The sequence below is a fragment of the Streptomyces sp. NPDC002206 genome, assembly GCF_053593595.1.
On sequence record NZ_JBSFCW010000001.1, the window covers coordinates 198,594 to 224,353 of the forward strand.

22 protein-coding genes and 1 pseudogene are annotated in these 25,760 nt (G+C 71.7%); 16 read left to right on the top strand and 7 right to left on the bottom strand.

The genetic code is table 11. The features are described from left to right. The first annotated feature begins 37 nt into the window (after positions 1-37). Together ACWCP8_RS00920 and ACWCP8_RS00925 are read left to right on the top strand one after the other, a co-directional pair. A complete protein-coding gene (locus tag ACWCP8_RS00920) occupies positions 38-997 on the top strand; it encodes a hypothetical protein (protein ID WP_352266319.1) in 960 nt (319 codons plus the stop codon). A 285-nt stretch (positions 998-1,282) separates the two neighbouring features. Then, positions 1,283-1,771 (top strand): ATP-binding protein, encoded by a 489-nt coding sequence (locus ACWCP8_RS00925; RefSeq protein ID WP_451113844.1) that lies wholly within the window; start codon positions 1,283-1,285, stop codon positions 1,769-1,771. A gap of 128 nt (positions 1,772-1,899) precedes the next feature. Here ACWCP8_RS00925 and dapC read toward each other — a convergent pair whose 3' ends face one another. Both dapC and fdxA read right to left on the bottom strand, forming a co-directional pair. Further along, positions 1,900-2,997 carry a succinyldiaminopimelate transaminase gene (gene dapC / locus ACWCP8_RS00930; RefSeq protein WP_267002208.1) on the bottom strand — a complete coding sequence of 366 codons (1,098 nt, stop codon included), beginning with the start codon at positions 2,995-2,997 and terminating at the stop codon, positions 1,900-1,902. A gap of 150 nt (positions 2,998-3,147) precedes the next feature. Beyond that, positions 3,148-3,468: a ferredoxin gene (fdxA, locus tag ACWCP8_RS00935; protein WP_018956287.1), complete on the bottom strand. Its 321-nt coding sequence runs from the start codon at positions 3,466-3,468 to the stop codon at positions 3,148-3,150. Positions 3,469-3,585: 117 nt separating this feature from the next. On the opposite strand from fdxA, the gene ACWCP8_RS00940 reads away from it, so the two are divergent. The 11 genes from ACWCP8_RS00940 to ACWCP8_RS00990 all read left to right on the top strand — a co-directional run bounded on the left by ACWCP8_RS00940 (position 3,586) and on the right by ACWCP8_RS00990 (position 15,679). Then, entirely contained in the window at positions 3,586-4,587 is a 1,002-nt protein-coding gene (locus ACWCP8_RS00940) for a GNAT family N-acetyltransferase (protein WP_352266317.1), read from the top strand. Between the two features lie 26 nt (positions 4,588-4,613). Continuing rightward, positions 4,614-5,498 (top strand): transglutaminase family protein, encoded by an 885-nt coding sequence (locus ACWCP8_RS00945; RefSeq protein WP_451114120.1) that lies wholly within the window; start codon positions 4,614-4,616, stop codon positions 5,496-5,498. Between the two features lie 458 nt (positions 5,499-5,956). Continuing rightward, positions 5,957-6,721, top strand: a complete 765-nt coding sequence (locus tag ACWCP8_RS00950) for a CoA transferase subunit A (RefSeq protein WP_352266316.1) — start codon at positions 5,957-5,959, stop codon at positions 6,719-6,721. Continuing rightward, positions 6,721-7,377 carry a CoA transferase subunit B gene (locus ACWCP8_RS00955; RefSeq protein WP_352266315.1) on the top strand — a complete coding sequence of 219 codons (657 nt, stop codon included), beginning with the start codon at positions 6,721-6,723 and terminating at the stop codon, positions 7,375-7,377. The genes ACWCP8_RS00950 and ACWCP8_RS00955 overlap by 1 nt, the downstream gene beginning before the upstream one ends. Beyond that, positions 7,374-8,564: a thiolase family protein gene (locus ACWCP8_RS00960; protein ID WP_352266314.1), complete on the top strand. Its 1,191-nt coding sequence runs from the start codon at positions 7,374-7,376 to the stop codon at positions 8,562-8,564. Before ACWCP8_RS00955 ends, ACWCP8_RS00960 begins: the two co-directional genes overlap by 4 nt. Positions 8,565-8,575: 11 nt before the next feature. Then, positions 8,576-9,346, top strand: a complete 771-nt coding sequence (gene pcaH / locus ACWCP8_RS00965) for a protocatechuate 3,4-dioxygenase subunit beta (protein WP_451113845.1) — start codon at positions 8,576-8,578, stop codon at positions 9,344-9,346. Further along, complete coding sequence (gene pcaG / locus ACWCP8_RS00970) at positions 9,346-9,912, top strand: protocatechuate 3,4-dioxygenase subunit alpha (RefSeq protein ID WP_451113846.1); 567 nt, start codon at positions 9,346-9,348, stop codon at positions 9,910-9,912. Before pcaH ends, pcaG begins: the two co-directional genes overlap by 1 nt. Next, positions 9,899-11,317 carry a 3-carboxy-cis,cis-muconate cycloisomerase gene (gene pcaB / locus ACWCP8_RS00975; RefSeq protein WP_451113847.1) on the top strand — a complete coding sequence of 473 codons (1,419 nt, stop codon included), beginning with the start codon at positions 9,899-9,901 and terminating at the stop codon, positions 11,315-11,317. Before pcaG ends, pcaB begins: the two co-directional genes overlap by 14 nt. Positions 11,318-11,439: 122 nt before the next feature. Further along, positions 11,440-12,612, top strand: a complete 1,173-nt coding sequence (pcaDC, locus tag ACWCP8_RS00980) for a bifunctional 3-oxoadipate enol-lactonase/4-carboxymuconolactone decarboxylase PcaDC (protein WP_355994969.1) — start codon at positions 11,440-11,442, stop codon at positions 12,610-12,612. Positions 12,613-12,617: 5 nt separating this feature from the next. Next, positions 12,618-13,796 (top strand): 4-hydroxybenzoate 3-monooxygenase, encoded by a 1,179-nt coding sequence (locus ACWCP8_RS00985; protein ID WP_352266309.1) that lies wholly within the window; start codon positions 12,618-12,620, stop codon positions 13,794-13,796. Between the two features lie 188 nt (positions 13,797-13,984). Then, positions 13,985-15,679 carry an IclR family transcriptional regulator domain-containing protein gene (locus ACWCP8_RS00990; protein ID WP_352266308.1) on the top strand — a complete coding sequence of 565 codons (1,695 nt, stop codon included), beginning with the start codon at positions 13,985-13,987 and terminating at the stop codon, positions 15,677-15,679. 43 nt (positions 15,680-15,722) lie between these two features. Here the strand turns inward: ACWCP8_RS00990 and ACWCP8_RS00995 are convergent, their stop codons facing one another. Both ACWCP8_RS00995 and ACWCP8_RS01000 read right to left on the bottom strand, forming a co-directional pair. Continuing rightward, on the bottom strand, positions 15,723-18,092 hold the full coding sequence (locus tag ACWCP8_RS00995; RefSeq protein WP_451113848.1) for a HelD family protein: 2,370 nt from the start codon (positions 18,090-18,092) through the stop codon (positions 15,723-15,725). 123 nt (positions 18,093-18,215) lie between these two features. Beyond that, a complete protein-coding gene (locus ACWCP8_RS01000; protein WP_451113849.1) occupies positions 18,216-20,267 on the bottom strand; it encodes a GTP-binding protein in 2,052 nt (683 codons plus the stop codon). Between the two features lie 580 nt (positions 20,268-20,847). Between ACWCP8_RS01000 and ACWCP8_RS01005 the strand changes: the two genes are divergently transcribed. Together ACWCP8_RS01005 and ACWCP8_RS01010 are read left to right on the top strand one after the other, a co-directional pair. Next, a complete protein-coding gene (locus tag ACWCP8_RS01005) occupies positions 20,848-21,879 on the top strand; it encodes a hypothetical protein (protein ID WP_451113850.1) in 1,032 nt (343 codons plus the stop codon). A gap of 161 nt (positions 21,880-22,040) precedes the next feature. After that, positions 22,041-22,760 (top strand): class F sortase, encoded by a 720-nt coding sequence (locus ACWCP8_RS01010; RefSeq protein WP_352266304.1) that lies wholly within the window; start codon positions 22,041-22,043, stop codon positions 22,758-22,760. Here ACWCP8_RS01010 and ACWCP8_RS01015 read toward each other — a convergent pair. Then, positions 22,706-23,209, bottom strand: coding sequence for a GNAT family N-acetyltransferase (locus ACWCP8_RS01015; protein ID WP_451113851.1), 504 nt, complete (start codon positions 23,207-23,209; stop codon positions 22,706-22,708). The two genes, ACWCP8_RS01010 and ACWCP8_RS01015, sit on opposite strands and share 55 nt — an antisense overlap. A gap of 105 nt (positions 23,210-23,314) precedes the next feature. Beyond that, positions 23,315-24,249, bottom strand: a pseudogene (gene bla / locus ACWCP8_RS01020) (class A beta-lactamase); the annotation flags it as partial. Between the two features lie 268 nt (positions 24,250-24,517). On the opposite strand from bla, the gene ACWCP8_RS01025 reads away from it, so the two are divergent. Continuing rightward, a complete protein-coding gene (locus ACWCP8_RS01025; RefSeq protein ID WP_352266301.1) occupies positions 24,518-25,168 on the top strand; it encodes an MOSC domain-containing protein in 651 nt (216 codons plus the stop codon). A gap of 144 nt (positions 25,169-25,312) precedes the next feature. On the opposite strand, the gene ACWCP8_RS01030 is transcribed toward ACWCP8_RS01025, so the two are convergent. Beyond that, on the bottom strand, positions 25,313-25,696 hold the full coding sequence (locus ACWCP8_RS01030) for a hypothetical protein (RefSeq protein ID WP_352266300.1): 384 nt from the start codon (positions 25,694-25,696) through the stop codon (positions 25,313-25,315). Positions 25,697-25,760: the final 64 nt, after the last annotated feature.

Below are 25,760 nucleotides of genomic sequence, written 5' to 3' on the forward strand. Positions count from 1 at the left end.
TCTCGGGCCCGCTCGGCCCCTCCAGTACGGTGGGGCCGTGCCCCGGACCGCCTCCTCCACCCGCCGACACACCCGCCGCAGCCGCCCCTTCCGTATCGCGGCAGCCCTTGCCGTGCTTCTCGCCGTGGCCGGCTACCTGACCGTGCAGTACGTCACCGGCAACAAGGGTGGCGAGCGGTGCACGGTGCAGTCCGCCGACGGTTCGGCGGGCCGGGGGCGTACGTACCGGATGAGCCCGGAGCAGGCCGCGAACGCCGCGACGATCTCCGCGGTCGGCACCTCCCGCGGGATGCCGGAGCGTGCGGTGACGATCGCGTTGGCGACGGCGTTGCAGGAGTCCGGGCTGCGCAATATCCAGCACGGCGACCGTGACTCGCTCGGGCTGTTCCAGCAGCGTCCCTCGCAGGGCTGGGGCACCGAGAAGCAGATCCTCGACCCGGTCTACTCGGCCGGGGAGTTCTACCAGCATCTGGCCGAGGTGCCCGGCTATTCGCGGCTGCCGCTGACCGTCGCCGCGCAGCGCGTGCAGCGCAGTGGCTACCCGCAGGCGTACGCCAAGCACGAGCCGGATGCCGCGCTGCTGGCCGCCGCGCTGACCGGCCGTACCCCCACGGCGCTGAACTGCACGCCGACGCGGACGGCGGCCGCTGCGGCCGACACGGCGAAGGTGCGCGCGGAACTGGTGCGGACCTTCGGCAAGGGCGTGCTGCCCGCCGCGGGCGAGGCGAAGGATGGGAAGTCGGCGGGCGGGACGCACGGCGGGACGTCGACGGCGGGCACGGTCTCGGTGCCGGTGAAGAAGTCCGCCCGGACCGCCGGGGACGGCGGCACGGCGCAGCGCGGCTGGGAGCTGGCGCACTGGGCGGTGGCGCAGGCCCAGGCACTGGACATCGACGAGGTCGCGTATGCGGGCCGGGTATGGAAGGCCGGGTCGGGCTGGCGGACGGAGCGTGCGGAATCGGGCACCGCAGAGGTCCGCATACGGCTCGTTCGCTAGTACGGAAGGTCCCTCGTACGGGCCATCCGGACTTTCCGGAACCGGTGGTCACCGCACACTTTCGACACCTCTCTCTCGGTTGCCCAAATCCCTTGGGAACAAAGAGAAGTGACGGTTCATCGAACGCTCGGTGAATGCAATGTTTGCCCGGGTTCCTCCGTTGCCGATTATGTGACGCATTACCGACTCTTTACCTCGGCACACCGCAACCTCTCCCTCCCCCACGACGGTTGTCACTGCGTCCGGTCAACGGACAGACAGAATCCACACCGCCGAAGGAGCATCATGTCCCTCCCCCTGACCCGTCGGATCGCCCGTGCCGCGCTGCTGATCGCGGCGGGCGCAGCCCCCGTGGTCGGTGCGGCCGGTGCCGCAGGTGCCGCGGAGCTCCCGCAGACCCCCGAGCTCGGCGGTCTGACCACGGTCGACGGCGCAGGCCTCGGCAAGGCCGTCGACGGCGCTTCCCAGCAGGGCACCAAGGCCACGGGCGCCACCGGTGGAAAGATCGCCGGGACGACCCTTCCGGCCGCGGGCAAGATCGTCGCCAAGACGGGCGGCACGGTCGCCCCCACCGCACAGAGGGCCGCCGGTGAGGCCGCGGGCAGCGCCGGTGAACTGGTCGGTGGGGCCACCGGTGGCGCGGCCAAGGGCGGTCTGCCCACGGACAGCCTCGTCGGCGGCGGCCTGCCCACCCACGGGCTGCCCACCCACGGGCTGCCCACCCAGAGCCTGCCCACCCACGGGCTGCCCACCCAGGGCCTGCCGATCGGCTGATCCCGCCGGCACGGCACATGCGAGAGGGCCCCGGGGTGCGCACTCCCGAGGCCCGCTCGCGTGTCGTTCAGATCATGCAGTGCGCATCATGCGGTGCAGATCACACGGTGCCGGTCCTGTCGTCCGGTTCAGGAGAGCCGCTTGACCGCTGCCTCGACGCGCTCGTCCGTCGCCGTGAACGCCACGCGTACGAAGCGGTCGCCCGCGGGTCCGTAGAAGTCGCCCGGCGCCACCAGGATGCCGAGCTCCGCGAGGTACGCCACGGTCTCCCAGCACGGTTCGTCGCGCGTCGCCCACAGGTAGAGGCTCGCCTCGCTGTGCTCGATCCGGAAGCCGTGGGCCTCCAGCGCCGCCCGCAGTGCCGCGCGCCGGTCCGCGTACCGGGTCCGCTGCTCGGCGACGTGCGTGTCGTCTCCGAGCGCCGCGACGGTGGCCGCCTGGACCGGGGCGGGCGTCATCATTCCGCCGTGCTTGCGGATCAGCAGCAGCTCGCCGAGGACGGCCGCGTCACCCGCGATGAAGGCCGCGCGGTATCCGGCGAGGTTGGAACGCTTGGAGAGCGAGTGGACGGCGACGATGCCCTCGTACCTACCGCCGCAGACGTCGGGGTGGAGCACGGAGACCGGTTCGGCCTCCCAGCCCAGCTCCAAGTAGCACTCGTCGCTGAAGACCAGCACATCGTGCTCGCGCGCCCAGGCGACGATCCGGGTCAGCTCGTCCTTGGACAGGACGCGGCCGGTCGGGTTGGACGGTGAATTGAGCCAGAGCAGCCTGAGGCCGGCCGGGTCGAGCTCGGTCGGGTCGTCGTAGACGACGGGCTCGGCGCCGCAGAGCCGGGCGCCCACCTCGTACGTCGGGTAGGCGAGCCGCGGGTACGCCACCTTGTCGCCCGCGCCGAGGCCGAGCTGGGTCGGCAGCCAGGCCACGAGCTCCTTGGAGCCGACGACCGGCAGCACGTTCTCGTGCGCCACGGAGATCGCGCCGAGGCGCCGTTCCACCCAGCCGGTGAGGGCGTCACGGAGTTCGGCCGTTCCCCACACCGTCGGATAGCCCGGGCTGTCCGCGGCGGCGACGAGCGCCTGCTGGATCAGATCGGGCACGGGGTCGACGGGGGTGCCGACGGACAGGTCGACGATGCCGTCCGGGTGGGCCGCAGCGGTCGACTTGTAGGGCGCGAGCTTGTCCCAGGGGAAGACCGGGAGGCGGGAGGAGACTGCTGCGGACACGGATCTCTGCTTTCTCGTACGAGGGTTACGAGGGCGATGCGGGTGTTTCGGGTGGTTCGGGGACTGCCGGTGGCCCGGGCCGGAAAACACCTCGGCCCCGCACGGTGACGAGCCGTACGGGACCGAGGCGGCGCACGTGCCGGTCGCCGCTTACTGGTTCTGCGGCGGCAGTGCTGCGATGAACGCGTGGTCGCGCTCGATCAGGCCCAGCTTGGAGGCACCACCGGGCGACCCGAGGTCGTCGAAGAACTCGACGTTCGCCTTGTAGTAGTCCTTCCACTCCTCCGGGGTGTCGTCCTCGTAGAAGATCGCCTCGACCGGGCATACCGGCTCACAGGCTCCACAGTCGACGCATTCGTCCGGGTGGATGTACAAGGACCGCTGGCCCTCGTAGATGCAGTCGACGGGGCACTCTTCGATGCAGGCCTTGTCCTTTACGTCGACACAAGGCTGCGCGATGACGTAGGTCACGCTGTCGTTCCTCCTCGGTAGGGCGTTGGCTCTCGCGCGGGAGCGCGGCGTCGTCGATGCCCACCCCTAGTATCTCCGTTCCTGGGCACGAACCGAACAGGAGGGGCGGACAGAGCTGTGGAATTCACCATCGGCGGACGGCTTGAGGTCCGAATTACACCAGCTGACGTGGGCAAACGGGTATCAGTGCGACGCCGCTCCAAGGGCGACGCGGCGGGGTCGAAGTTCACCGACACGGTAGGTGTTCTCACATCGTGGGACGCCGGTGTGCTGTCGATCACACCGAAGAGCGGTGAGTCCGTCCATATCTCGGAATCGTCGCTGGTGGCGGGCAAGGTCGTACCGTCCGCACCGGCCCGGCGCCGGGGTCCGGCGGCCACGTTCGCGGAGCTCGCCCCCGTCTACGCCCGCGCCTGGCAGCCCGTGGAGAGCGAACCGCTCGGCGACTGGCAGCTGCGCTCCGCGGCCGGCTTCACCCGGCGCGCCAACTCCGTACTGCCGCTCGGTGACCCGGGGCTCCCGCTCGACGAGGCGCTCGCACGGGTGAAGCAGTGGTACGACGACCGGGGCCTGCCCGCGTACATCCAGACCGCAACCGGCGCCGAGGGCACGCAGGAGGAGCTGTGCGCGGAGCTGGAGCGCCACGGGTGGCGGCGCGAGGTGACGGCGCAGGTACGGATCGCGGCGCTGGCCCCGATCGGCGATCTGGACGCGGACATCGCGCCGGTGCGGCTGAGCCGGGAGATCGACGAGGGGTGGCTCACGCGCTACCAGCGGTTCGACACCCCCGGCCCTCACGTGCTGGAGGTGCTGGGCAGCGGGCCCTCGGTGTGGTTCGCGACCGTGCCGGGTGACGCGCAGGGCGAGGCGCCCGCGGCGATCGGGCGGTGTGTGGTGGACGGGCGCTGGGCAGGCTTCATGGCCGTCGAGGTCGGTGCCGCGTACCGTCGCCGGGGTCTCGCCACCGCCGTGATGACCGCCCTGGCCCGCCAGGCTCTGGACGAGGGCGCGTCGGCGGCCTGGCTGCAGGTGGAGGAGGACAACGAGGGTGCGCGTGCGCTCTACGACCGGATGGGGTTCGAGACGCATCACCTCTATCACCACTTCCGGTCGGCGTAACCGGGGAAGGTACATACGTGTCCGCCATGAACCCGCCGAACCCCCCGAACCCGCCGGATCCGCCGGACCCCGAGAACCCGTCGGGCTCCGGGCGGGACGAGCTCCGACGGCAGTTCGCCGAGAAGGCGCGCGCCGAGCGGCCGGACCTGGCACTGCTCTGCCTGCTGCTGGCCGCGGAGGCCGACCCGGCTCTGGACACGGACGGGATCGACGCGGCGCAGATCGAGCTGGACCGGCTGGCGGGCCTGCTTCCGTACGGGGTACGGGGCGGGCATGCCTGGGCCTCGGCGCTGGCCGAGCTGCTCGGTGAGCGGTGCGGGTTCGCGGGCTCCTCGGCGGACTACCAGCGGCTGGAGTCGTCACTGCTGCACCACGTGCTGCGGCGCCGGCGCGGACTGCCGATCCTGCTGTCGGTGGTGTGGATCGAGGTGGCTCGGCGGGCGGGCGCCCCGGTGTACGGGGTGGCGCTGCCGGGTCATTTTGTCGTCGGGTTCGGTGATCCGGCCGAACGGGTGCTGGCCGACCCGTTCGCCGGCGGTCGGCCCATGACCGGGCAGGACGCGGAGCTGCTGGTGACGGGGGCGACCGGAGCGCCGCTGGAATCGTCGATGCTGGTGCCGGCCCGCCCGCTGGAGATCGTGCTGCGGATCCTGAACAACATCAGGGCGTGGGCGGCGGTCCGCCCGGAGAGCACGCGGGTGGCGCTCTGGGCGGTGGAACTGTCGCTGCTGCTGCCGTCCCATCCGGCGAGGCTGCGCTACGAGCGGGCTCAACTGCTCGTACAGAGCGGGGAGTTCCTTCGCGGGGCGGCTGAGATGGAGGAGTACGCGGAGTTGGTCGGGGTGGTGGAGCCGACAGCTGCGGAGGCGATCAGAGGACGGGCACGCGCGGCGAGGGCGTTGCTGAACTAGCCGTAGAGTGCGGCGGCGGACCGGGCCGTCCCGACTGCGGTGAGCAGGGCCCGGACGACGGGCCGCACGCAGGCCGCCGTGCGCCGTCATCGAGGGCGGCAGCGCCGGCCTCGGATTCACCACCTTCGCCACCACCGCCGTGCTGGGCGCGGCCGCGATCTGCCTGGTGCCGCCGGCCCGCCGCGCCCGGCGTGGGCCGGCCGCGCAGCAGACCTCGGCGCCGGCCGGTGCGACCGGCTGACGCCCCGCCCCACCCCGCCCCGCGAGTGACGTGATCGGACGCGCCCGCGGAACCCCGGACGACGCCGGGCGTTCCGCGGGCGCGTCCGTTTGATGCGGCGAGTGCGCCCGGAAACCCTGCCACCCCGAAACGTTGACGAACCGGGTGCCGGGGGATCAGAATCAGGGAACAATCTGAACTTAAGTTCATCTGGCGAACACGATGGATAGGCGGGCGCATGGACAAGGTGGTCGCCTCGGCCGCACAGGCCGTGGCAGATGTCCACGACGGTGCGTCGTTCGCGGTCGGTGGCTTCGGCCTCAGCGGCGTACCGAACACGCTGATCCAGGCGGTGTACGACACCGGAGTCGGCGGACTGGGCGTGGTCTCCAACAACTGCGGCGCGATGGACTCCGGTCTCGCGGTCCTGCTCTCGGCGGGCCGGATCGCCCGGGTCACGGGCAGCTACATCGGCGCGAACAAGGAGTTCGCCCGGCAGTACCTCGCCGGTGAGCTGGAGGTCGAGCTCATCCCCCAGGGCACCCTGGCCGAGCGGCTGCGCGCCGGCGGTTGCGGCATCCCCGCCTTCTTCACGCCGGCCGGCGTCGGCACGCAGGTCGCCGACGGCGGACTGCCTTGGCGCTACGACGGCGCGGGCGGGGTCTCGGTGGCATCGCCGCGCAAGGAGACGCGCGAGTTCGACGGTGACGAGTACGTGCTGGAGCGGGGTATCACCACCGATTTCGCACTGGTCCGGGCCGCCAGGGGGGACCGCCACGGCAACCTCGTCTTCAACAAGTCGTCCCGCAACTTCAATCCCCTGGCAGCCATGGCGGGCCGGATCACGATCGCCGAGGTCGAGGAGCTGGTCGAGCCGGGCGAGATCGACCCGGACCAGGTCCATCTGCCGGGCATCTTCGTCCAGCGGGTGGTGGCGCTCACTCCCGAAGAGGCCGTGGACAAGAAGATCGAGAAGCGCACGACCAGGGAGGTGCCGGCCTGATGGCCTGGACGCGAGACGAGATGGCCGCCCGCGCGGCCCGCGAGCTGGGCGACGGTGAGTACGTGAACCTCGGCATCGGGCTGCCCACACTGATCCCCAACCACCTCCCCGACGGCGTCCAGGTCGTCCTGGAGTCGGAGAACGGCATCCTCGGCACCGGCCCGTTCCCCCGCGAGGACGAGGTCGACCCGGACCTGATCAACGCCGGCAAGGAGACCGTCACCGTCCTGCCCGGCGCCTCCTTCTTCGACTCGGCGCTCTCCTTCGGGATGATTCGCGGCCGCCACATCGACACCGCCGTGCTGGGCGCCATGCAGGTCTCCGCCCGTGGCGACCTCGCCAACTGGGCCGTTCCCGGCAAGTTGGTCACCGGCATCGGCGGGGCCATGGACCTGGTGCACGGGGCCCGGCGGGTCATCGTGACGATGACTCACACCGCCAAGGACGGCAGCCCGAAGATCGTCGAGAAGTGCACGCTGCCGCTCACCGGCCGGACCTGCGTCGACCGCATCATCACCGACCTCGGTGTCCTGGACGTCACCGACGACGGCCTCGTCCTGGTGGAGAGTGCCCCGGGCGTCACCGCCGAGGAGATCCAGCGCCTGACCGCCGCCCCGGTCCGGATCGCCGCGACCGTCGAAGGGAACGCGCGATGACCCGTCAGCTGCGCGATGTCTACATCGTCGACGCCGTCCGCACCCCGGTCGGCAAGTACGGGGGCGCCCTGTCCGGGGTGCGCCCCGACGACCTCGCTGCCGGAGTGCTGCGGTCCCTGCTGACCCGTACACCGGACCTCGACCCGGCTCGGATCGACGACGTCCTCTTCGGCAATGCCAACGGCGCCGGCGAGGAGAACCGCAACGTCGCCCGGATGGCCGTGCTGCTCGCCGGACTGCCCGTCACCGTCCCCGGCAGCACCGTCAACCGGTTGTGCGCCTCCGGCCTCGAAGCCGTCGTCCAGGCCGCCCGCGCCATCGCGGTCGGCGACGCCTCCGTCGCCGTCGCGGGCGGCGTGGAGTCGATGAGCCGCGCCCCCTGGGTGCTGCCCAAACCCTCGCGTGCCTTCCCGGCCGGCAACCAGGAGCTGTTCTCCACCACGATCGGCTGGCGCATGGTCAACAAGCGCCTGGAGCCGCAGTGGACCGTCCCGCTCGGCGAGGGCGCCGAACTGATCGCCGACCGGTACGGCATCACCCGCGAGCAGCAGGACGCCTTCGCCGTGGCAAGCCATGAGAAGGCCGCCCGCGCCTGGAAGAACGGCCTGTACGACGGCGAGGTCGTGCCCGTCGAGGGTGTCGGCCTCACCCGCGACGAGACCATTCGGGACAACACCTCGCCACAGTCGCTGGCCGGGCTGAAGCCCGTCTTCCGCCCGGACGGCACGGTCACCGCCGGCAACGCCTCTCCGCTCAACGACGGTGCCGCCGCGCTGCTGCTCGTGGACGAGGAAGGCCTGAAGGCCACCGGCCGTGAGCCGCTGGCACGCGTCCGTGCCTCGGCCGTCACCGCCGTGGAGCCGCAGTACTTCGGCCTCGGTCCCGTCGGGGCCGTCAGTAAGGCCCTTACCGCGGCCGGCCGCGGCTTCGGCGACCTGACCACGTTCGAACTCAACGAGGCCTTCGCTGCCCAGTCCCTGGGCTGCCTGGCCGAATGGCCCGGCCTCGACCCCGCGGTCGTCAACCCGCGCGGCGGAGCCATCGCCATCGGCCACCCGCTCGGCGCCTCCGGTGCCCGTATCGCCGGAGCCGTCGCCCACCAGCTCGCCGCCGCGGGCTCCGGAACCGGCCTCGCCGCCCTGTGCGTCGGCGTCGGACAGGGCCTCGCCCTGGTCCTGGAAAGGTAGGAAACCCCCGTATGACCACCCCTCTGACCCAAGGTCGGATCTCCGAGGAGATGGCCGAGCAGCGCGAGGCCTACGCCAAGGCCGTGGCCGCCGGCGCTCCCGGGAGGAGCCATCCCGACCGCGGTTACGCCCCTTACCGCAGCAGCGTGCTGCGCCACCCCGGCAAGCCGCTGGTCGCCCTGCACGACCCCGAGGCCGTGGAGCTCTCCGGCCCGGTCTTCGGCGTCACCGATGTCACCGCCCTCGACCACGACCTGACCCGCCGGCACCAGGGCCAGCCGCTCGGCGAGCGGATCAGGGTCACCGGCCGGGTGCTGGACCGCGACGGCCGCCCGGTGCGCGGCCAACTGGTCGAGGTCTGGCAGGCCAACGCCTCGGGCCGCTACGCCCACCAGCGCGACGACCACCCCGCCCCACTCGACCCCAACTTCACCGGCGTGGGGCGCTGTCTCACCGACGATCAGGGCGCGTACGAGTTCGTCACCGTCAAGCCGGGCGCCTACCCCTGGCGCAATCACGTCAACGCCTGGCGTCCCGCCCACATCCACTTCTCGCTCTTCGGCAACGCCTTCACCCAGCGTCTGATCACCCAGATGTACTTTCCGGGGGACCCGCTCTTCGCCTACGACCCCATCCTCCAGTCCGTCACCGACGACTCCGCGCGCCGGCGGCTCGTCGCGACGTACGACCACGACCTGTCCACCCCCGAATGGTCGCTCGGCTACCGCTGGGACATCGTCCTCGACGGTCCGGCCGCCACCTGGATCGAGGAGGGCCGCTGATGTCCACCACCCCGTCGCAGACCGTGGGCCCGTTCTACGGCTACGCGCTGCCGTTCGCCAAGGGCGGCGAGATCGCCCCCGTCGGACACCCCGACGCCCTCACCGTCCACGGCTATGTCTACGACGGCGGCGGGGCTCCCGTCCCCGACGCCCTCATCGAGATCTGGCAGCCCGCACCCGACGGCTCACGCCGCGGCGCGCCCGGCTCGCTGCGCCGCGACCCCGTCACCGGAGAGGTCATCGGCCGGGGCGACGTCGGCTTCACCGGCTTCGGCCGCGTCGGGACCGACGCCGACGGCCACTACGAGCTGCGCACGCTGCCGCCCGGCGGCGTCCCCTACCTCTCGGTGATCGTCTTCGCCCGTGGTCTGCTGCACCATCTGCACACCCGGATCTACCTGCCCGGCCTGACCGACACCGCGGCCGACCCGCTGCTGGCCGGCCTGGACCCCAAGCGCCGTGCCACGCTCCTCGCCGTCACGCACGGAGACCGACTGCACCGCTTCGACATCCGGCTGCAGGGTGACGGTGAGCACGAGGAGACGGTCTTCCTTGCCTTCGACTGACCCCGCCGAGGACCTCGGCCTGCTCTCCCCGGGGCAGGCCGGGTCACCGGTCGAGGCCGCCACCGGCGACGCCGCGTACGTCCGCGCGATGCTGGATGCCGAAGCCGCTCTGACCCGTGCGCAGGCCGCGCTGGGCCTCGCCCCCGCCTCGGCGGCGCGGGCCGTCACGGCGGCGGCCGCCGAGACCGCCCGCTACGACGTCCGGGATCTCGCGTTGCGTGCCCGCTCCGGCGGCAACCCCGTCATCCCGCTCGTCGCCGACCTGACCGCCGCCGTCGCCGAGCACGACCGGCAGGCCGCCGCCCATGTGCACCGCGGCGCCACCAGCCAGGACATCCTGGACACGGCCGTCATGCTGGTCACCGCCCGCGCCCTGGAACCCGTCCTCGCCGACCTCGGACGCGCGGCCGACGCCCTGGCGCGGCTCGCCGCCGAGCACCGCGACACACCGATCGCCGGACGCACGCTCACCCAGCACGCCGTGCCCACCACCTTCGGCCTCAAGGCCGCCGGCTGGCGCTCACTGGTGCTCGACGCCCACGAACGCCTCGCGGCCGTCCGGGCAGCGCTGCCCGCACAACTCGGCGGAGCGGCCGGCACCCTGGCGGCCTTTCACGCCTTCGCCGAGGCCGACGGCTCGACCGCCGACGCGGATCCCGGCCCGGACCTGGGCCTGCGGCTGCTCGCCGGCTATGCCGCCGAGACCGGGCTGGCCGAGCCCGCGCTGCCCTGGCACACCCTGCGCACCCCCGTCGCCGACCTGGCCGGCGCCCTCGCCTTCACCGCCGGGGCACTCGGCAAACTCGCGGCGGACGTCCTGCTGCTGTCCCGTACGGAGATCGGCGAACTCGGCGAGGGCAGCGGCGGCGGCTCCTCCGCCATGCCGCACAAGGCCAACCCGGTCCGCGCCACGCTGATCGCCGCCGCGGCCCGACAGGTCCCCGCCCTCGCGTCCGTGCTCTACGCCGGGCTCGCCGCCGAGGACGAGCGCCCGGCCGGCGCCTGGCACGCCGAGTGGCAGCCCCTGCGCCAGGCCCTCCGCCTGGTCGGCGGAGCCGCCCGCGACGCCGCCGAACTGGCCGAAGGCCTGCGCGTCCACCCGCACCGGATGCGGGACAACCTCGACGCCACCGGCGGCCTGATCATCAGCGAGCGGCTCGCCGCGATGCTGGCGGCCCTGATCGGCCGCGACGAGGCCGGGCAGGCACTGTCCCGGGCCTCCCGCCGCGCCGTCGAGCAGGGCATGGAACTCGACGAGTCCCTCCGGGAGGAGCCCGGCATCGCCGGCGCCCTCCGGCAGGACCGGCTGCGCGAACTGACCGACCCGACGCGGTACGCGGGTTCCGCGGGCGCCCTCGTGGACCGCGCCCTGCGCCGCACCGGCGTTGCCCAGGACCCGATCTGACGCAGCGTCGGACATCGACGGCGACGGGCAGCCCCCCGCCCCACCGCGCCGACCGGCGGCCGCGAGCCGTCCGCGACCACCGCCCGCCGGGCGGCCCCGCACCACGAGCACGAGGAGACCGCATGAGCACTTCTGCCCCCGCGCAGCGTCTGCTGCACCACCGCGTGGACGGCCGGGACTCCGCCCCGCCGCTGATCCTGGGCCCTTCGCTCGGTACCTCGCTGGCCGTCTGGGACCCCCAGACCCCGTCGCTGGCCCGGACCCACCGAGTGGTGCGCTGGGACCTGCCCGGCCACGGCGGCTCCCCGGCGGGCCTGCTGCCCGACAGCGGCACCGTCGCCGACCTCGGGCAGCTGGTCCTCGGCCTCGCCGACGCGCTCGGCATCGAGGAGTTCGGCTACGCCGGCATCTCGCTCGGCGGCGCGGTCGGCACCTGGCTCGCGGTACACCACCCCGAGCGGGTCACCTCACTCGCGATCCTCTGCTCCTCGGCCCGCTTCGGCCGGCCGGAGGGCTGGTCCGACCGCGCGGCGCTGGTGCGCGCCGAGGGCACCGGCCCGGTCGCGGAAACCGCCCCCGCCCGCTGGTTCACCCCGTCCTTCGCGGCCTCCCCGGCCGCCCGGGCGATGGTCGACGACCTGTCCGCGGCCGATCCCGGGGCCTACGCCGGGCTCTGCGACGCACTCGCAGGCCTCGACCTGCGCGCCGAGCTGCCTCGTATCACCGCGCCGACCCTGGTCGTTGCGGGCCGCGAGGACCTGGCGACGCCCGTCGCGCACGCCCGCGAGCTGGCCGACGGCATCCCCGGCGCGGCCCTGACCGAGGTGGCGCACGCCGCGCACCTCGCCAACATCGAGCGTCCGGTGCCCGTACTGGCCGCACTGCTGGGACACTTCGCGGCCGATGCCGCACCGCCTGCCGACGACGCCTCCCGGCACGACGCCGGTATGGCCGTGCGCCGCGCCGTGCTCGGCGACGAGCATGTCGACCGGGCGATCACCCGCACCACCGACTTCACCGCCGGTTTCCAGGACTTCATCACCCGCTACGCGTGGGGCGAGATCTGGACCCGGCCCGGACTGAGCCGCAGAACCCGGAGCTGCATCACCCTCACCGCGCTGGTGGCCCACGGCCACCACGAGGAACTGGCCATGCATGTGCGGGCCGCGCGGCGCAACGGTCTCACCCCCGAGGAGATCCAGGAAGTCCTGCTCCAGTCGGCCGTCTACTGCGGCGTTCCCGCGGCGAACGCCGCTTTCGCCGTCGCGAACCGCATTCTCGAAGAGGAGAACTGACCGCCATGGACCACACCACCGTCGGCATCATCGGCGGCGGCCCCGCGGGGCTGCTGCTCGCCCGGCTCCTGCACAACTCCGGCATCGACTGCGTCGTTCTGGAGAGCCGGGACCGCACCTACGTCGAGCAGCGCCAGCGCGCAGGCATCCTCGAACAGAGCACGGTCGACGTGCTGCGGGAGTCCGGTGCGGGTGAGCGACTGGACCGCGAGGGGCTGGTCCACAACGGCATCGAGCTGCGCTGGAACCGCCGGGCACAGCGCATCGACTTCCCGTCGCTCACCGGCGGCCGCAAGGTGTGGGTGTACGCCCAGACCGAGGTCGTCAAGGACCTGATCGCCCTTCAGGTGGCGGACGGCGCCCCGCTGTTGTTCGAGGCCCAGGTGAATGAGGTCGTCGGAGCCGACACGGACCAGCCCGTCATCCACTACACCCACCAGGGCCAGGACAGGACTCTCGGGTGCGACTACGTCGTGGGCTGCGACGGGTTCCACGGTGTGACCCGCAGGGCGGTCCCGGACAGCGTCATGAGCACTTTCGAGCGGGTCTACCCCTACTCGTGGTTCGGCATCCTGGCCGATGTCCCGCCGTCCTGCGACGAGCTGATCTACGCCCACTCGCCGCGCGGCTTCGCCCTGCACAGCATGCGCTCCACCACGGTCAGCCGGCTCTATCTGCAGGTCCCGAACGACACCGACCCGGCCGACTGGCCGGACGACCGGATATGGGACGAACTCGACGCCCGTTTCGCGACCGACGGCGACTGGCGGCTCGAACGCGGCCCGATCACCTCCAAGGCCGTGCTGCCGATGCGCAGCTTCGTCACCGAGCCCATGCGCTGGGGCCGGATCTTCCTGGCCGGCGACGCCGCACACATCGTGCCGCCCACCGGTGCCAAGGGGCTCAACCTCGCGGTCTCCGACGTCGTCGTGCTCGCCCGGGCCTTTGCCCATCTGAAGGACAGCGGCTCCGCCGAGCTGCTCGACGAGTACTCGGACACCTGTCTGCGCCGGGTGTGGCGCGCGGAGCACTTCTCGTACTTCATGACGACGACCCTGCACACCGACCCGGGTCAGAGCGCATTCGAGACCCGGCTCCAGGTCTCCCAGCTGGACCGCGTGTCGTCGTCCCGGCACGCGGCCGCGGAGCTCGCCGAGAACTACGCGGGCCTGCACATCGGTTGAGCTCCTGCTGAGGCAGCGGCGGTGCGGGGCCGAAGAGTGCCGCGCACCCCAGGCGTTGCCCGGGGCGTGCGCCGGACACCCCGTCGGCGCAGGTGGAGCGGGTGCGCAGGGCCCGGCCGCCCCGCGCGGCCGCAGGGTCCGACGGGTACGGTTTCCGCACACCCCGGAGGCTCGACGAGGAGGACCGCATGCCGCATGCCGCGACCGCATCCGAGGCGGACGCCGCAGCGCCCGGCGGCGAGCCGGTCGGACCGCTGGAGCGCGGTCTGGCCGTGCTGCGCGCCCTGGCCGCGCACCCCGGACCGCGGATGCGCCCCGGCGATCTGGTCCGCGCCACCGGCCTGGCACGCTCCACCGTCGACCGCATCGTCACCACCCTCACCCACCTGGGATATCTGCGCATCGAGGACGACCGCGACGTCTTGCTCGCGCCGCGCCTGATGGAGCTGGGCAATGCCTACCTCACGTGCTGCGGTCTCCCCGACGCCCTGGAACCGCTCGCCGTCGCGCTGGCCGACGAGCTGGACGAGTCGGTCTCCCTCGCCGTGCCGGACGGCGCCGGGGTGCGGTTCATCAGCCAGTCCACCCGACGGCGCACCATGGCGCTGGCCTTCCAGATCGGCGACCTGCTGCCCGCCGAGCGGTGCGCCCCGGGCGCCCTCTTCGCCGCCGACTGGAGCCCCGAGCAGCAGGCTGCCTGGCGGACCCGGCTGCGCGACGACCCGGGTGACGCCGGCTTCCCCGCCGTTCCGCCCCGCTCGGCGCCACCGGCCCCCGACGAGGTGGAGTCGGTCTTCCGGCAGCGGGTGGCCGACGCCCGTAGTGCCGGCTGGGTCGCCGACGACCAGCTGATCGAGCCCGGTCTGGTCGCCGTCGCGGTCCCCGTGCACGCCCCCGGCGGCAGCACGGTGTGCGCGCTCAGCGTGGTGAGTCACACCAGCAGGCACAGCGCCCGGTCGCTGGCCGAGCACGCCCTGCCCCGGCTGCGGGAGTACGGGGCGCGGATGGAGGCGGCACTGGCTTCGCCCGCACCGGCGGCCACGCCGCCCGCGCCCGGCGGCCCGGACACCTCGCGCACCGCCAAGGCGGAGCTGGGTCCGGAATTCCTGCAGTCGCTGACCCGGGGGCTGGCCGTGCTCACCGCCCTGGGATCAGCGCCCGGTGGGCTCACCCTGTCCGGCGCTGCGGAGGCCACCGGCCTGGCCCGCGCCACCGCCCGCCGGGCGCTGCTCTCCCTCCAGCAGTTGGGGTACGCGGCCCCTGCCGGTGAGGGACGCCGTTTCACGCTGCTGCCCACGGTGCTGGAACTGGGCTATGCCCGGCTCTCCCGGCTGACCTTCGCAGAGATCGCGCAGCCCCATCTGGCCCGGCTGGTGGAGCAGGTGCACGACTCGGCGTCCGTCGCGGTGCTGGCCGACGACGACATCATGTACGTCGCCCGGGTGCACACCGTACGCATCATGAGTGTCAACATCACGGTCGGCACCCGCTTCCCGGCGTACGCCACCTCCATGGGCCGGGTGCTGCTTGCCGGCCTGCCCGAGCAGGAGGCGGCCGAGCGGGTGGCCCGCGCCTCGGTGCAGCCGCTGACACCGTTCACCCGGGTCGACGCCGCCGATCTCGCCGAGGCCGTGGCGCAGGCGCGACGGGACGGTCACGCCCTGGTCGACCAGGAACTGGAGGAGGGTCTGCGGTCGATCGCGGTGCCGGTGCACGACCGCACCGGCCGGGTGGTCGCCGCCGTGAACGTCTCCACCCACGCCAGCCGGGGCACCCTGGACGACGTGCGGCAAGCGGTACTGCCCGCGCTCACGGCGGCGGCGGCCGCGATCGAGGAGGACCTGGCGGTCGTGACCGAACGGGTCCGGCTCGCGATCCCCTGAAGGCTCCGGCCCTCGATCCTTCTGCGGGCTGTGTCGCCCACCCTCAGGCGAGTTCCGTGACCGTCCCCTCCAGCACCGCGGGGGCCGGGCCCCCATGGATGATCCCGAGGCGTTGTGTCGCCCGGGTCAGTGCCACGTACAGGTCGTTCAGACCGCGTGTCGACCGGGCCAGGATCTCCGTCGGATCGGCGATGAGCACCGCGTCGAACTCCAGGCCCTTCGCCTGGCGTACCCCCAGCACCACCACCCTGCTCTCCAGGTCGGGCTCCTCCCCGTACACCGCACCCGGGACCGACTCGGCGACCGCGGCACCCAGTTCGTCACGGCGGGTGTCAGGGACGAGTACCGCGAGCCGGCCGTCCTCCAGCGCGGCGGCCTCCTTCGCCGCCCGGTCGGCGAGGGTGGGGGCCAGCAGACCGGGCTCGGTGCGCATGCGCCACGGCTCCACCCCCGTCTCCCGTACCGAGCGCGGCAGCTGGAGCCCCGGGCCGAGCGCCGCGAGAACCTCCGTGGTGGATGCCATGATCTCGGCGGGGGTGCGGTAGTTGACGGTGAGGGACACCTGCCGCCACCGGTCGCCGACGTGCGGGGCGAGCGCGGACGCCCACGAACTGGCACCCGCCGCGTCGCCGGTCTGTGCGACGTCGCCGACCAGGGTCATGGAGCGGGTCGGGCAGCGCCGCATCAGCAGCCGCCAGGCCATCTGGGAGAGCTCCTGCGCCTCGTCGACGATGATGTGCCCGAAGACCCAGTCCCGGTCGGCGAAGGCGCGTTCGGCGACGGTCCGGACCATGCGTTCCTCGTGACGGTCGGCGAGCGTCTCGGCATCGAGCATGCCCGTCAGACTCTCCTCGTCCTCACCGTCGCCTGCCGCAAGGTCGAGGACGCCCTGCGCGTACGCGACACCCTCCGCCCGCTCGGCTGCGGCGGCGGCCTCGGCCGCACGGTTGTCCTGACCGAGCAGTTCAGCGGCCTCGTCGAGCAGCGGCACGTCGGCGGCGGTCCAGCCGTCCCCCGTCGTCCGGTACAGCAACTCCCTTTCCGCATCGGTCAGTTCATGTGCTGCCGAAGCAAGCCGCGCGCGGTCGCCGTACAGGTCGGTCAGCAACTGCTGTGCGGTGAGCGGCGGCCACAGGGCGTCGAGCGCGGCCCGCACGTCGGCATCGGTGGCGAGCATCCGCCGTACGTCGGCGATGTCCTGCGCCTCGGTCCGTTCCTGGGCAGCGGCCGAGTCGTCCTCGCCGAGCAGCCCCGGCAGGGCGTCCAGGTCGGCGCGTACGGCACGGTCGAGATCGGCCTCGGCGAGCACCTCGGCGATGTCCGCCTCCAGCCGGTCGGCGAGGTGGCGGATGTCCTCGACGGACCGCCGGGACAGCGCGGCGACGATCTCACGCCGGAAGACGGGGGCGGCCCTGTTGTGCGGCAGCCTGGTTGCGCGGGCGGCGTCGGCGGCGCGTACGCACTCCTCGTGGTCGAGGCGGACGACATCGCCGTCGAACTCGACCTCCAGCCCGGTGCCCGCCGGCACCTGCCGGTCCCGGACCGCCGCCGCGATCACGGCCGCCATCTCCGTACGCCCCTTGAGCTCGGCGGTCTCCGGCGGTTCGGTCCGGTCGGCGCGGACGCCCGGGAACAGCTCGCCGACGGTGGACAGCAGCACGCTGTTCTCGCCGAGACCGGGCAGCACCTGGCCGATGTACCCGATGAAGGTGGGGTTCGGTCCGACGACCAGCACGCCCCGGGAGGCCAGTTGCCGGTGCGTGTAGAGGAGATACGCGGCCCGGTGGAGCGCGACCGCGGTCTTGCCCGTGCCGGGGCCGCCCTGCACCACCAGGACCCCTCGATGGTCGGAGCGGATGATCGCGTCCTGCTCGGCCTGGAGCGTGGCAACGATGTCGTGCATGCGGCCGGTGCGCCCGGCGTCGAGCGAGGCGAGCAGCGCGGCCTCGCCGGTCAGCTCGCCGACCGGCACCCCGTCGCGGTCGAGCACCTCGTCGTCGAGCCGCACGACCCGGTTCCCGCGGGTGGTGATGTGGCGGCGCTTGCGGACGCCGTGCGGGGCGGCGGGCGTGGCGACGTAGAAGGGGCGGGCGGCGGGTGCGCGCCAGTCCAGCAGCAGCGGATCGTCGTCGGCGCACTCGGCAGGCAGTCCGACGCGCCCGATGTAGTGCCGATCGCCGTCCCGCAGATCGAGCCGCCCGAAGCAGAGCCCGTTCTCGGCGGCGTCGTACCGCGCGACCTGCCCGGCGTATCGGGCGGCGGATGCCTCGCGCTCCAGCCGCCCCTGCCGGGTCCCGCCGGTCTCCCGGAGGACGCCGGTCAGCTGGTGCCGGGCATGGTCGCGGAGGGCTTCCACGCGCGCGTGGAGCATGTCGAGATGGTCCTGCTCGTGTGCGATCTCAGCTGTGGACAACGGTGCACTGGCTCCCTGCGGGCGGTGGCGGGCGGCAGCCAAGGGTGCCCTACATCGGGACGGAAGGGGAGCCGCGCAGGTCCGCAGGTACGCCGGACTCGGATCCCCCCGCCCCGGCGCCGGCTACCGGGGGTCCCCCTGCCCGGCGATCCTGCGCACCGTGTGCAGCAGGTACTCCTTGCGGTTGAGCGGGTTGTGGTCGGTACGCGGACGGTCCGGGACCGTACCGACCACCGCCCGGTACGAGTCGAAGGCCGTCTCCAGGACGCCTTCGCCGCGCGTGAGCGCCGGAAGCTGTTGGTGCAGCTCATGGACCCGAGCCGCCGGAATCTCACCCTGCAGCACGCACGACGCACCCTGCACCGCCGGGGTCCGCGGCACGGCACGCAGGCGGGCGAGCACGGGCAGGGCCGGGCCGAGCGTGTCCGCCGGAAGCTCCAGCCGGAACCGGTGCATCGGCTCGTACACCGTGGTGCCGGCCTGTTGCAACGCGGCCATCAGGATCAGCGGTGTCAGATTGCGGAAATCCCCGGCCGTGCTCGACATGGATTTGTCGAATACGGCATGCGAATGACTCTGCCGGGGCCAGTAGCCGGAATGCGTCATCGTGACAATGCAATCGGTGACCTGCCAGCCATGAATTCCCTGGCGCAGCGCCGAACGGACCGTTTCCTCGACCGCCCTCATCAATGAGAACGGCATGGATCCGAGCTCCACCTCCAGTCGGTATTCCACTCCGCTGCCGATCGGAGCGGGATCGACACGCAGCCCGATGGTCGCCAGGAAAGGGTTGCGCTCCGTGTCCCCGGCCTCGAAAGCGGATCCGGTGCCGATCGGCCGTTCCACACAGATGGTGGTGGTCTCCCGGAAGGTGACGTCGATCCCGAATTCGTCGGCCAGCGTCGCCTGAATGACTTCCTTCTGCACCTCGCCGTAGAGCGATACGGACACTTCCTTCCGGATGTCGTCCTGACGCAGATTGATCAGCGGGTCCTGTTCGGCGAGCTGGGCGAGTGCGAGATGGAGTTCACCCCGGCCGGCCGGAGCGCGGGGAACGACGACCGATTCGAGCGTCGGCGGGGCGAAGAAGTGACCGGTCGTGGCGGTGCCCGGCACGCCGACCGAATCACCGATCCGGATGTCGCCGAGCCCCCAGAGCTTCCCGATCTGCCCCGCACGGACCGACGCGGCACGGACGGTGGAGCCCTGGTCGAAGACGCTGATGGCGGTGACCTTGCCGTCGTCGCGCCCGCCTCGCTCGTCCGGCGCGTCACTGTCACCGCGTCCGCCGTCCCGGCCGAACGGCAGCCGGTCGCGGGTCCGCACCGTTCCCGAGAACATCCGGACGTACGCGATCTTCTCGCCGCTCGAACCGCGCTCGACCTTGAACACGGTGCCCGAGACCGGCCCGTCGACGTCGCCCTCGGCCGCGGGCAGCAGCTCCTTGATCCCGCCGATCAGCGCGTCCACACCCGTCCCGGTGATGGCCGAGCCGAAGAAGACCGGATGGACGAGCGCCTGCCCGGTCTGCGCGACCAGCGCGCTGCGGAGCGTGCTGTACGGGAGCGGCGCGCCGCCGTCGACGTACGCGGCAAGGAGAGCCTCGTCGCGGTCGGCGAGCAGCTCGGTCAGCCGGGAGGTGAAGCCGGGGTCGGAGTCCGTGTACGGCGTGCAGCGGGCGCTCCGCGTCCCCAGCCCGTCGGCCGAACCCATCGCGACCACGTCCCGGCTCAGCTTCTCGGAGACGGTCCGCAGAACGGACGCGTACTGCGCACCGCCACGGTCGATCTTGTTCACGAAGATGAGCGTGGGAATGCGCAGCCGTTGCAGGGTCCGCATCAGCACGCGGGTCTGCGCCTGCACGCCCTCCACGGCGGAGACGACCAGCACCGCGCCGTCGAGCACGCTCAATACCCGCTCCACCTCGGCAATGAAGTCCGGGTGACCGGGTGTGTCGATCAGATTGACCGTGATGCCGTCGACCGGAAACGAGACGACGGCCGATTTGATCGTAATGCCGCGCTGTCGTTCGAGTGCGAGGGAATCGGTCTGGGTGTTCCCGTCGTCGACGCTGCCGATCTCGTCGATGACCCCGGCGGCGTGGAGCAGCCGCTCGGTCAGGCTTGTCTTACCGGCGTCGACATGCGCCAGAATTCCCAGGTTCAGCATGTACACGAAGCTTCATGTCCTCGAGATCGGTGGCAATTTCCGTCTGAATGAACATGGGAGTTCCGCGCATGATCGTCTCCTGGGTCTCGATTGACCGATGGCCGGTCGACTGATGCCGGGAGTACAGCAGGAAGCCACCCCGGCGGACAACTCATTTATGACCGGATTTCCAGCCGGAACCGTCGGACGCCCCGACTTTCTGCGCGGATCGTGGGGCCGGAGGCCGGGGCGACGGTCCGACCAGGGGCCGAGTCAGGGTCAAGCACCTCCCAACTCGCTTCGGACTCCGGCAAGTTCGAGTGCTCCACGCCGGCGCCACCAGCACCAGCGAACGCCCCGTCACCATGAGACACAGTCAGCAAACGAGTGGATCGACGAGCCCCAAACATCGATGCAGCTTTTCATACAGTCCAATGGGTGATTATTAGCTTTTCACCACCCGATGGGACCACGCATTAGCTCCGGCGCGGGGCTGCCTATTGGCGTTGAGTCGCTTTTCGATTGACGGTGGAGCATGTCGCTACTGCGTCACACCGAGTCGACAGCCGGTCACTCACCGCAGTTGCGCCGAAAGGAACGTGTTCAGATGCGCTCTGCCCGCACCTTGTTCGCTTCGGCCGCCATCAGTGCGGTCCTGGCGGTTACGACACCAGCTGCCTTCGCGATGGCCGCGGCCGACGGGGACGGCGGCGGCTCCTCCCACAGCAGCAACAGCCACGGCGGCTACGGCGGCGAAGACGGCGGCTACGGCCAGGACGGAGGCAGGCCCAGCGGCGGCGTCCGCACCGGTGGTGGCGCCCTGGCCATGAAGGCGGCCGGCGACGACGGCCACGGTGACAAGTCAGACCACGGCGATAAGTCGGGCCACGGTGACAAGTCCGACCACGGCGGGAAGTCGGACCGCGGCGACAGCGAGGACGCCGGCACTGGGTTCGTCGACGAGGACAGCAGTGGCTACCTCGACAAGCACGGCGACGAGGCCGGCAGCGAGGACGGCAGCGAGGACGGCAGCGACTACGGCAGCGAGGACGGCAGCGGATACGGGAAGCACGGCGGCGACAAGAAGGGCAGCGGCTACCTCGAGAAGCACGGCGACAAGGGCGGCCACGGCAACGGCAGCAAGCCCAGCGGCGGCATCCACACCGGCGGCGGCGCCATGGCCATGGTCGTGTCCGACAAGGGTAGCTACGGCGACGAGGAGGGCAGCGGCGACGGCAGCGACTACGGCAGCGGCGACGGCAGCGGCGACGGCAGCGGCGACGGCAGCGGCGACGGCAGCGACTACGGCAGCGAGGACGGCAGCGGATACGGGAAGCACGGCGGCGACAAGAAGGGCAGCGGCTACCTCGAGAAGCACGGCGGCGACAAGAAGGGCAGCGGCTACCTCGAGAAGCACGGCGGCGACAAGAAGGGCAGCGGCTACCTCGAGAAGCACGGCGACAAGGGCGGCCATGGCAACGGCAGCAAGCCCAGCGGCGGCATCCACACCGGCGGTGGCGGGACGGCCATGACCGCTGACAGCGGTCTGGCCGCCGGTTCGGCACTGCTGATCGGTGGGCTCGGCGTCGGTGCGTACAAGATGCGCCGCCGTCAGGCCACGGGCGGTGCGGTGGCCTGAACGAACTGACCTGGACGAACTGAACGGCCAGCGGCTTGCCGCATCTGTCGCGGTCGCCGTCCCTCGGGGCGGCGGCCGCGGCGGCTGCGTTTCCCGCCCCCACCGGCCGACCGACCCACCGCCCGACCGACTGATGACGCACGGAAGAAAGGCACGCTCCCATGGCCGCCCCGCAGTCGTCCGATTCGAACCCCTCCCCATCCGGCACCGGCTCTTCCACCTTCGGCCGCACCCTGCTCTGGCCCGCAGCAGCAGCCGGACTGGGCCTGCTCATGATCTTCAACTCGTTCGGCACTGCGGAGGACAACAAGCCGTTGACCGCCCCGTCGGTGGCAGCTCCCGCCCCCGCCGCCGCCCCCGCCGCCCCTCCCGCTCCGTCGGCCGCCGCCTCTCCCGTCCCGACGGGGCCGTTCATGCCGCGTTCCAACCCGACGAAGCTTCAGATCCCGTCGATCGCGGTCAGCGCACCCTTCACACCGCTGACCCTCGGCGCGAACGGGCAGCTCAACGCCCCGCCGCCGAACGACACCAACCTGGTCGGCTGGTACAAGGGCGGAGTGACCCCCGGTGAGCGCGGCTCGGCGATCGTCGCCGGTCACGTCGACACGACGACCGGACCGGCGGTGTTCCTTCAGCTCCAGTTCGTGAAGCAAGGCGCCACAGTCGACATCACGAGGGCGGACGGCAGCGTCGCCACGTTCAAGGTCGACTCCGTCGAGAAGTTCAGCAAGGCGAGCTTTCCCGACGACCTGGTGTACGCCGACGCCCCGAACGCGCAGTTGCGACTGATCACATGCGGCGGCACGTACGACAGGAAGGCCAAGGACTACAAGGACAACGTCGTGGTCTTCGCCCATCTCGACTCGACGAAGCGCCCCTGACGGTCTCCGTCCGCCCCCAACTCCTTGAAGAAATGATGACGGGTGTGGCCGCCCGGGATCCCTCCGCCGCTGCCGGTCTCCAGATAGCCCTGCCGACGGTAGAAGCCGGGCGCCTGGAAGGACATCGACGAGACGATCATCGACGTGCAGCCGCGCGCCACAGCCTCGTCCTCGGCGGCGCGCACCAGGCGGGCCCCCCAACCTTCGTGGCGCCGGTCGGCCCGCACCCACACTTCCGATATCCCGGCACAACCGCCCCAGGTCCAGCCGACCAGCCCGGCCACCAGTTCACCCGCCTCATCGGTGACCCGAACGGAGAGGCCGCGGTCGTCGTGGGCGCCGGTCGCATCGTTGTTGAACGCGGTCAGCTCTTCGCTCAGCCGGGTGGAGAGCACCGGGTCCTCCGCACCGACGCGCAGGGTCGCATCCGCGCTCTGTCCAGTCGTCATGACGTATGAGTGTGCCAGCACCGCGGATCACGCGAAAACGAAATCTGTCCTGTTCAGGCCGGTGGCATCGGCCACCTCCCCCGGTGCAGCCGTCGGCGGTCGGCTCAGGGCCTCAGCCAGAACGCCGGCCGTCCTGGCGACCAGGGGATTGTCGGCGGGGGCGTCCCGATCTGGCTTGGTGGTCATCACGGCCAGGACGACCGGCGGGCGGCCGGGGGGCCAGGCGATGCCGGCGTTGTTGTTGCCCCCGTAGCTGCCGCCGGCGGTCTTGTCGGCGACGGTCCAGTCGGCGGGAAGCCCGGCGCGGAAGCGTTCACCGCTGGTGGTGTTGGCGAGCAGCCAGCCGGTGAGCAGCCGGCGGTCGCAGGGAACGAGTGCGTCTCCCAGGACGAGGCGCGCATAGGTGCGTCCGACGGCACGGGGCGTGGTGGTGTCCGTCTCGCGCCATGGCTCCGCCGAGTTCAGCTCGGGCTCCCAGCGGTCGAGGCGGGTGACCGGGTCGCCGATGGAGCGGCAGAAGCGGGTGACGGCGCCGGGGCCGCCCAGTTCTCGGAGGAGGAGGTTGGCCGCGGTGTTGTCGCTGTGCGTGATGGAGTACGCGCACAGGTCGGCGACCGTCATCCCGCGGGAGAGGTTCTCGGCCTTGCCGGTGATCGGCGAGTTGCCCGAGGCCTGGACGTACTGTGCGCCGTAGCGGATGCGGCGGGTCAGGAACTCGCCGTTGCGGTCCAGATCACGAAGGACCGCTGCCGCGCCGATGGTCTTGAACAGGGAGCACATCGGGAAGCGCTCGTCCGGTCGATACACCACCGTGCGGCCCGTGGCGGTGTCATGTGCGTAGGCGCCGAGCCGGGCGGAGTGTTCCCGCTCCAGAACGCGCAACTGCCGGGCGGCCCGGGCCGCAGCGCCGGACGCCGTCGGGGAAGTGTGCACGGTTGAGGCGGCGTTCGCGGGGGCGGCAGGGACACGGCGGCCAGGGCCGCCCCGGCTCCGGTGGCCAGGATCCTCCGGCGGGTCGCACGAGCTCCGATGGATCGCACAGTCGTATGCCTTTCCTTCGTACGGCAGTCGTACGGCAGGACGTCTGCCAGGACATCACCTCCCACCCCACCGGTTGCGATGACCGCATCATTCGCTACTCGACGCCCACGCCCGTCAACCGTTTGAGGCAGTGCCGCTCCATCACCACCCGCTACGACCGGACCGCCGAGTCCTGCAAGGCGGCCGTCACTTCGTATCACCACTCGATTCCGAGGGTGGCGGCCAAATGTGTCGCCCCGGCCTGCAGGGGACCGTAGCCTCGCCCGCATGAAGCTGCTCTCCGTCAATGTCGGCAGGCCCCGGCCCAACCCGTGGAAGGGCCTCGGCGCGACCGGGATCGACAAGCGGCCGGTTCATGGTCCCGTCTCCGTCATCGCCCCCGGTTCGAAGGGCACCGGCACGGTCGGTCTCGTGGGCGATCGCGTGTACGACGTGAAGCACCACGGCGGTTCCGACCAGGCCGTCTATGCCTATGCCCGCGAGGACCTCGACGGGTGGCAGGCCGAGCTGGGCAGGCCGCTCGCCGGCGGCGCCTTCGGCGAGAACCTCACGACACTCGGCCTCGACGTCAACGGCGCCCTGATCGGTGAGCGCTGGCGCATCGGGCCCCACGTGGTCCTGGAGGTGTCGTGCGCACGGATCCCGTGCGCCACGTTCCAGGGCTGGCTGGAGCGCGAGGGCTGGATCAAACGGTTCACGCAGGCCGCACTGCCGGGCGCGTATCTGCGCGTGATCGAGCCGGGAGAGATCCGTGCCGACGACCCGGTCGAGATCGTGCACCGGCCCGACCACGATGTGAGCGTGGCACTGGCCTTCCGCGCGATGACGCTCGAACCGGAACTGTTGCCGCGGCTGCTGGTCGCCGACGCGTTGCCCGAGGAGAGCAGAGAACTGGCCCGCAGGCGCACGGCCACGTAGACGTCCGACGTCACTGCTCAGAGGTGGAGTTGAACTCCCTCTCGACTGCGCACCACGTCACGGTGGACGATCCCCTGCCCGATTCGCCGCAGCTCGCTCCCCGGCGGCCGGCCGCAGGGATCACATCGCGGCGGCCGGACGCGATCAGGGCGTCGGTTCCTCCGGCAGGGCCGCGTACAGGTCGCGGAACGCCGCGGTCAGGCTCGCGATCATCCGCCAGTACGTAAAGGCAACGGCGTCGGACGTGGCGCCGTCCGGCCGTACGGCGAGATCGAGGTTCCGGTACGCGACACGGAACAGCGCCCGGACGCCGCCACGGCCTTCCTGGTCGTAGCCGTAGTCCTCGACGGCCATCAAGGTCCGTAGATGTCCGATCAGTTCCTTGGTCGCCGTGTCGATGACGTCGCGTCGGGGACGTGTCGGGCGTTTCGCCAGCGCATGGTCGACGGCCCGGGCGATCGCGTCGATATCGATGCCGGTGCCGGCTGCCGCGTGCTGTGGAGCGGCGTGAGGTTCGGTCCCGGTCACGGGCTCTCCTACCGGCGGCCGGGAGCACACCCGATTGCCTTCAGATCTCCGAGGAATGGTGTTC

Coding starts and splice junctions, on each gene's coding strand:
- ACWCP8_RS00925 (WP_451113844.1), top strand. CDS start 1,283: ATGTCCCTCCCCCTGACCCGTCGGATCGCCCGTGCCGCGCTGCTGATC.
- ACWCP8_RS00945 (WP_451114120.1), top strand. CDS start 4,614: ATGAACCCGCCGAACCCCCCGAACCCGCCGGATCCGCCGGACCCCGAG.
- ACWCP8_RS00950 (WP_352266316.1), top strand. CDS start 5,957: ATGGACAAGGTGGTCGCCTCGGCCGCACAGGCCGTGGCAGATGTCCAC.
- ACWCP8_RS00955 (WP_352266315.1), top strand. CDS start 6,721: ATGGCCTGGACGCGAGACGAGATGGCCGCCCGCGCGGCCCGCGAGCTG.
- ACWCP8_RS00960 (WP_352266314.1), top strand. CDS start 7,374: ATGACCCGTCAGCTGCGCGATGTCTACATCGTCGACGCCGTCCGCACC.
- pcaH (WP_451113845.1), top strand. CDS start 8,576: ATGACCACCCCTCTGACCCAAGGTCGGATCTCCGAGGAGATGGCCGAG.
- pcaG (WP_451113846.1), top strand. CDS start 9,346: ATGTCCACCACCCCGTCGCAGACCGTGGGCCCGTTCTACGGCTACGCG.
- pcaDC (WP_355994969.1), top strand. CDS start 11,440: ATGAGCACTTCTGCCCCCGCGCAGCGTCTGCTGCACCACCGCGTGGAC.
- ACWCP8_RS00985 (WP_352266309.1), top strand. CDS start 12,618: ATGGACCACACCACCGTCGGCATCATCGGCGGCGGCCCCGCGGGGCTG.
- ACWCP8_RS00990 (WP_352266308.1), top strand. CDS start 13,985: ATGCCGCATGCCGCGACCGCATCCGAGGCGGACGCCGCAGCGCCCGGC.
- ACWCP8_RS01005 (WP_451113850.1), top strand. CDS start 20,848: ATGCGCTCTGCCCGCACCTTGTTCGCTTCGGCCGCCATCAGTGCGGTC.
- ACWCP8_RS01010 (WP_352266304.1), top strand. CDS start 22,041: ATGGCCGCCCCGCAGTCGTCCGATTCGAACCCCTCCCCATCCGGCACC.
- ACWCP8_RS01015 (WP_451113851.1), bottom strand. CDS start 23,209: ATGACGACTGGACAGAGCGCGGATGCGACCCTGCGCGTCGGTGCGGAG.
- ACWCP8_RS01025 (WP_352266301.1), top strand. CDS start 24,518: ATGAAGCTGCTCTCCGTCAATGTCGGCAGGCCCCGGCCCAACCCGTGG.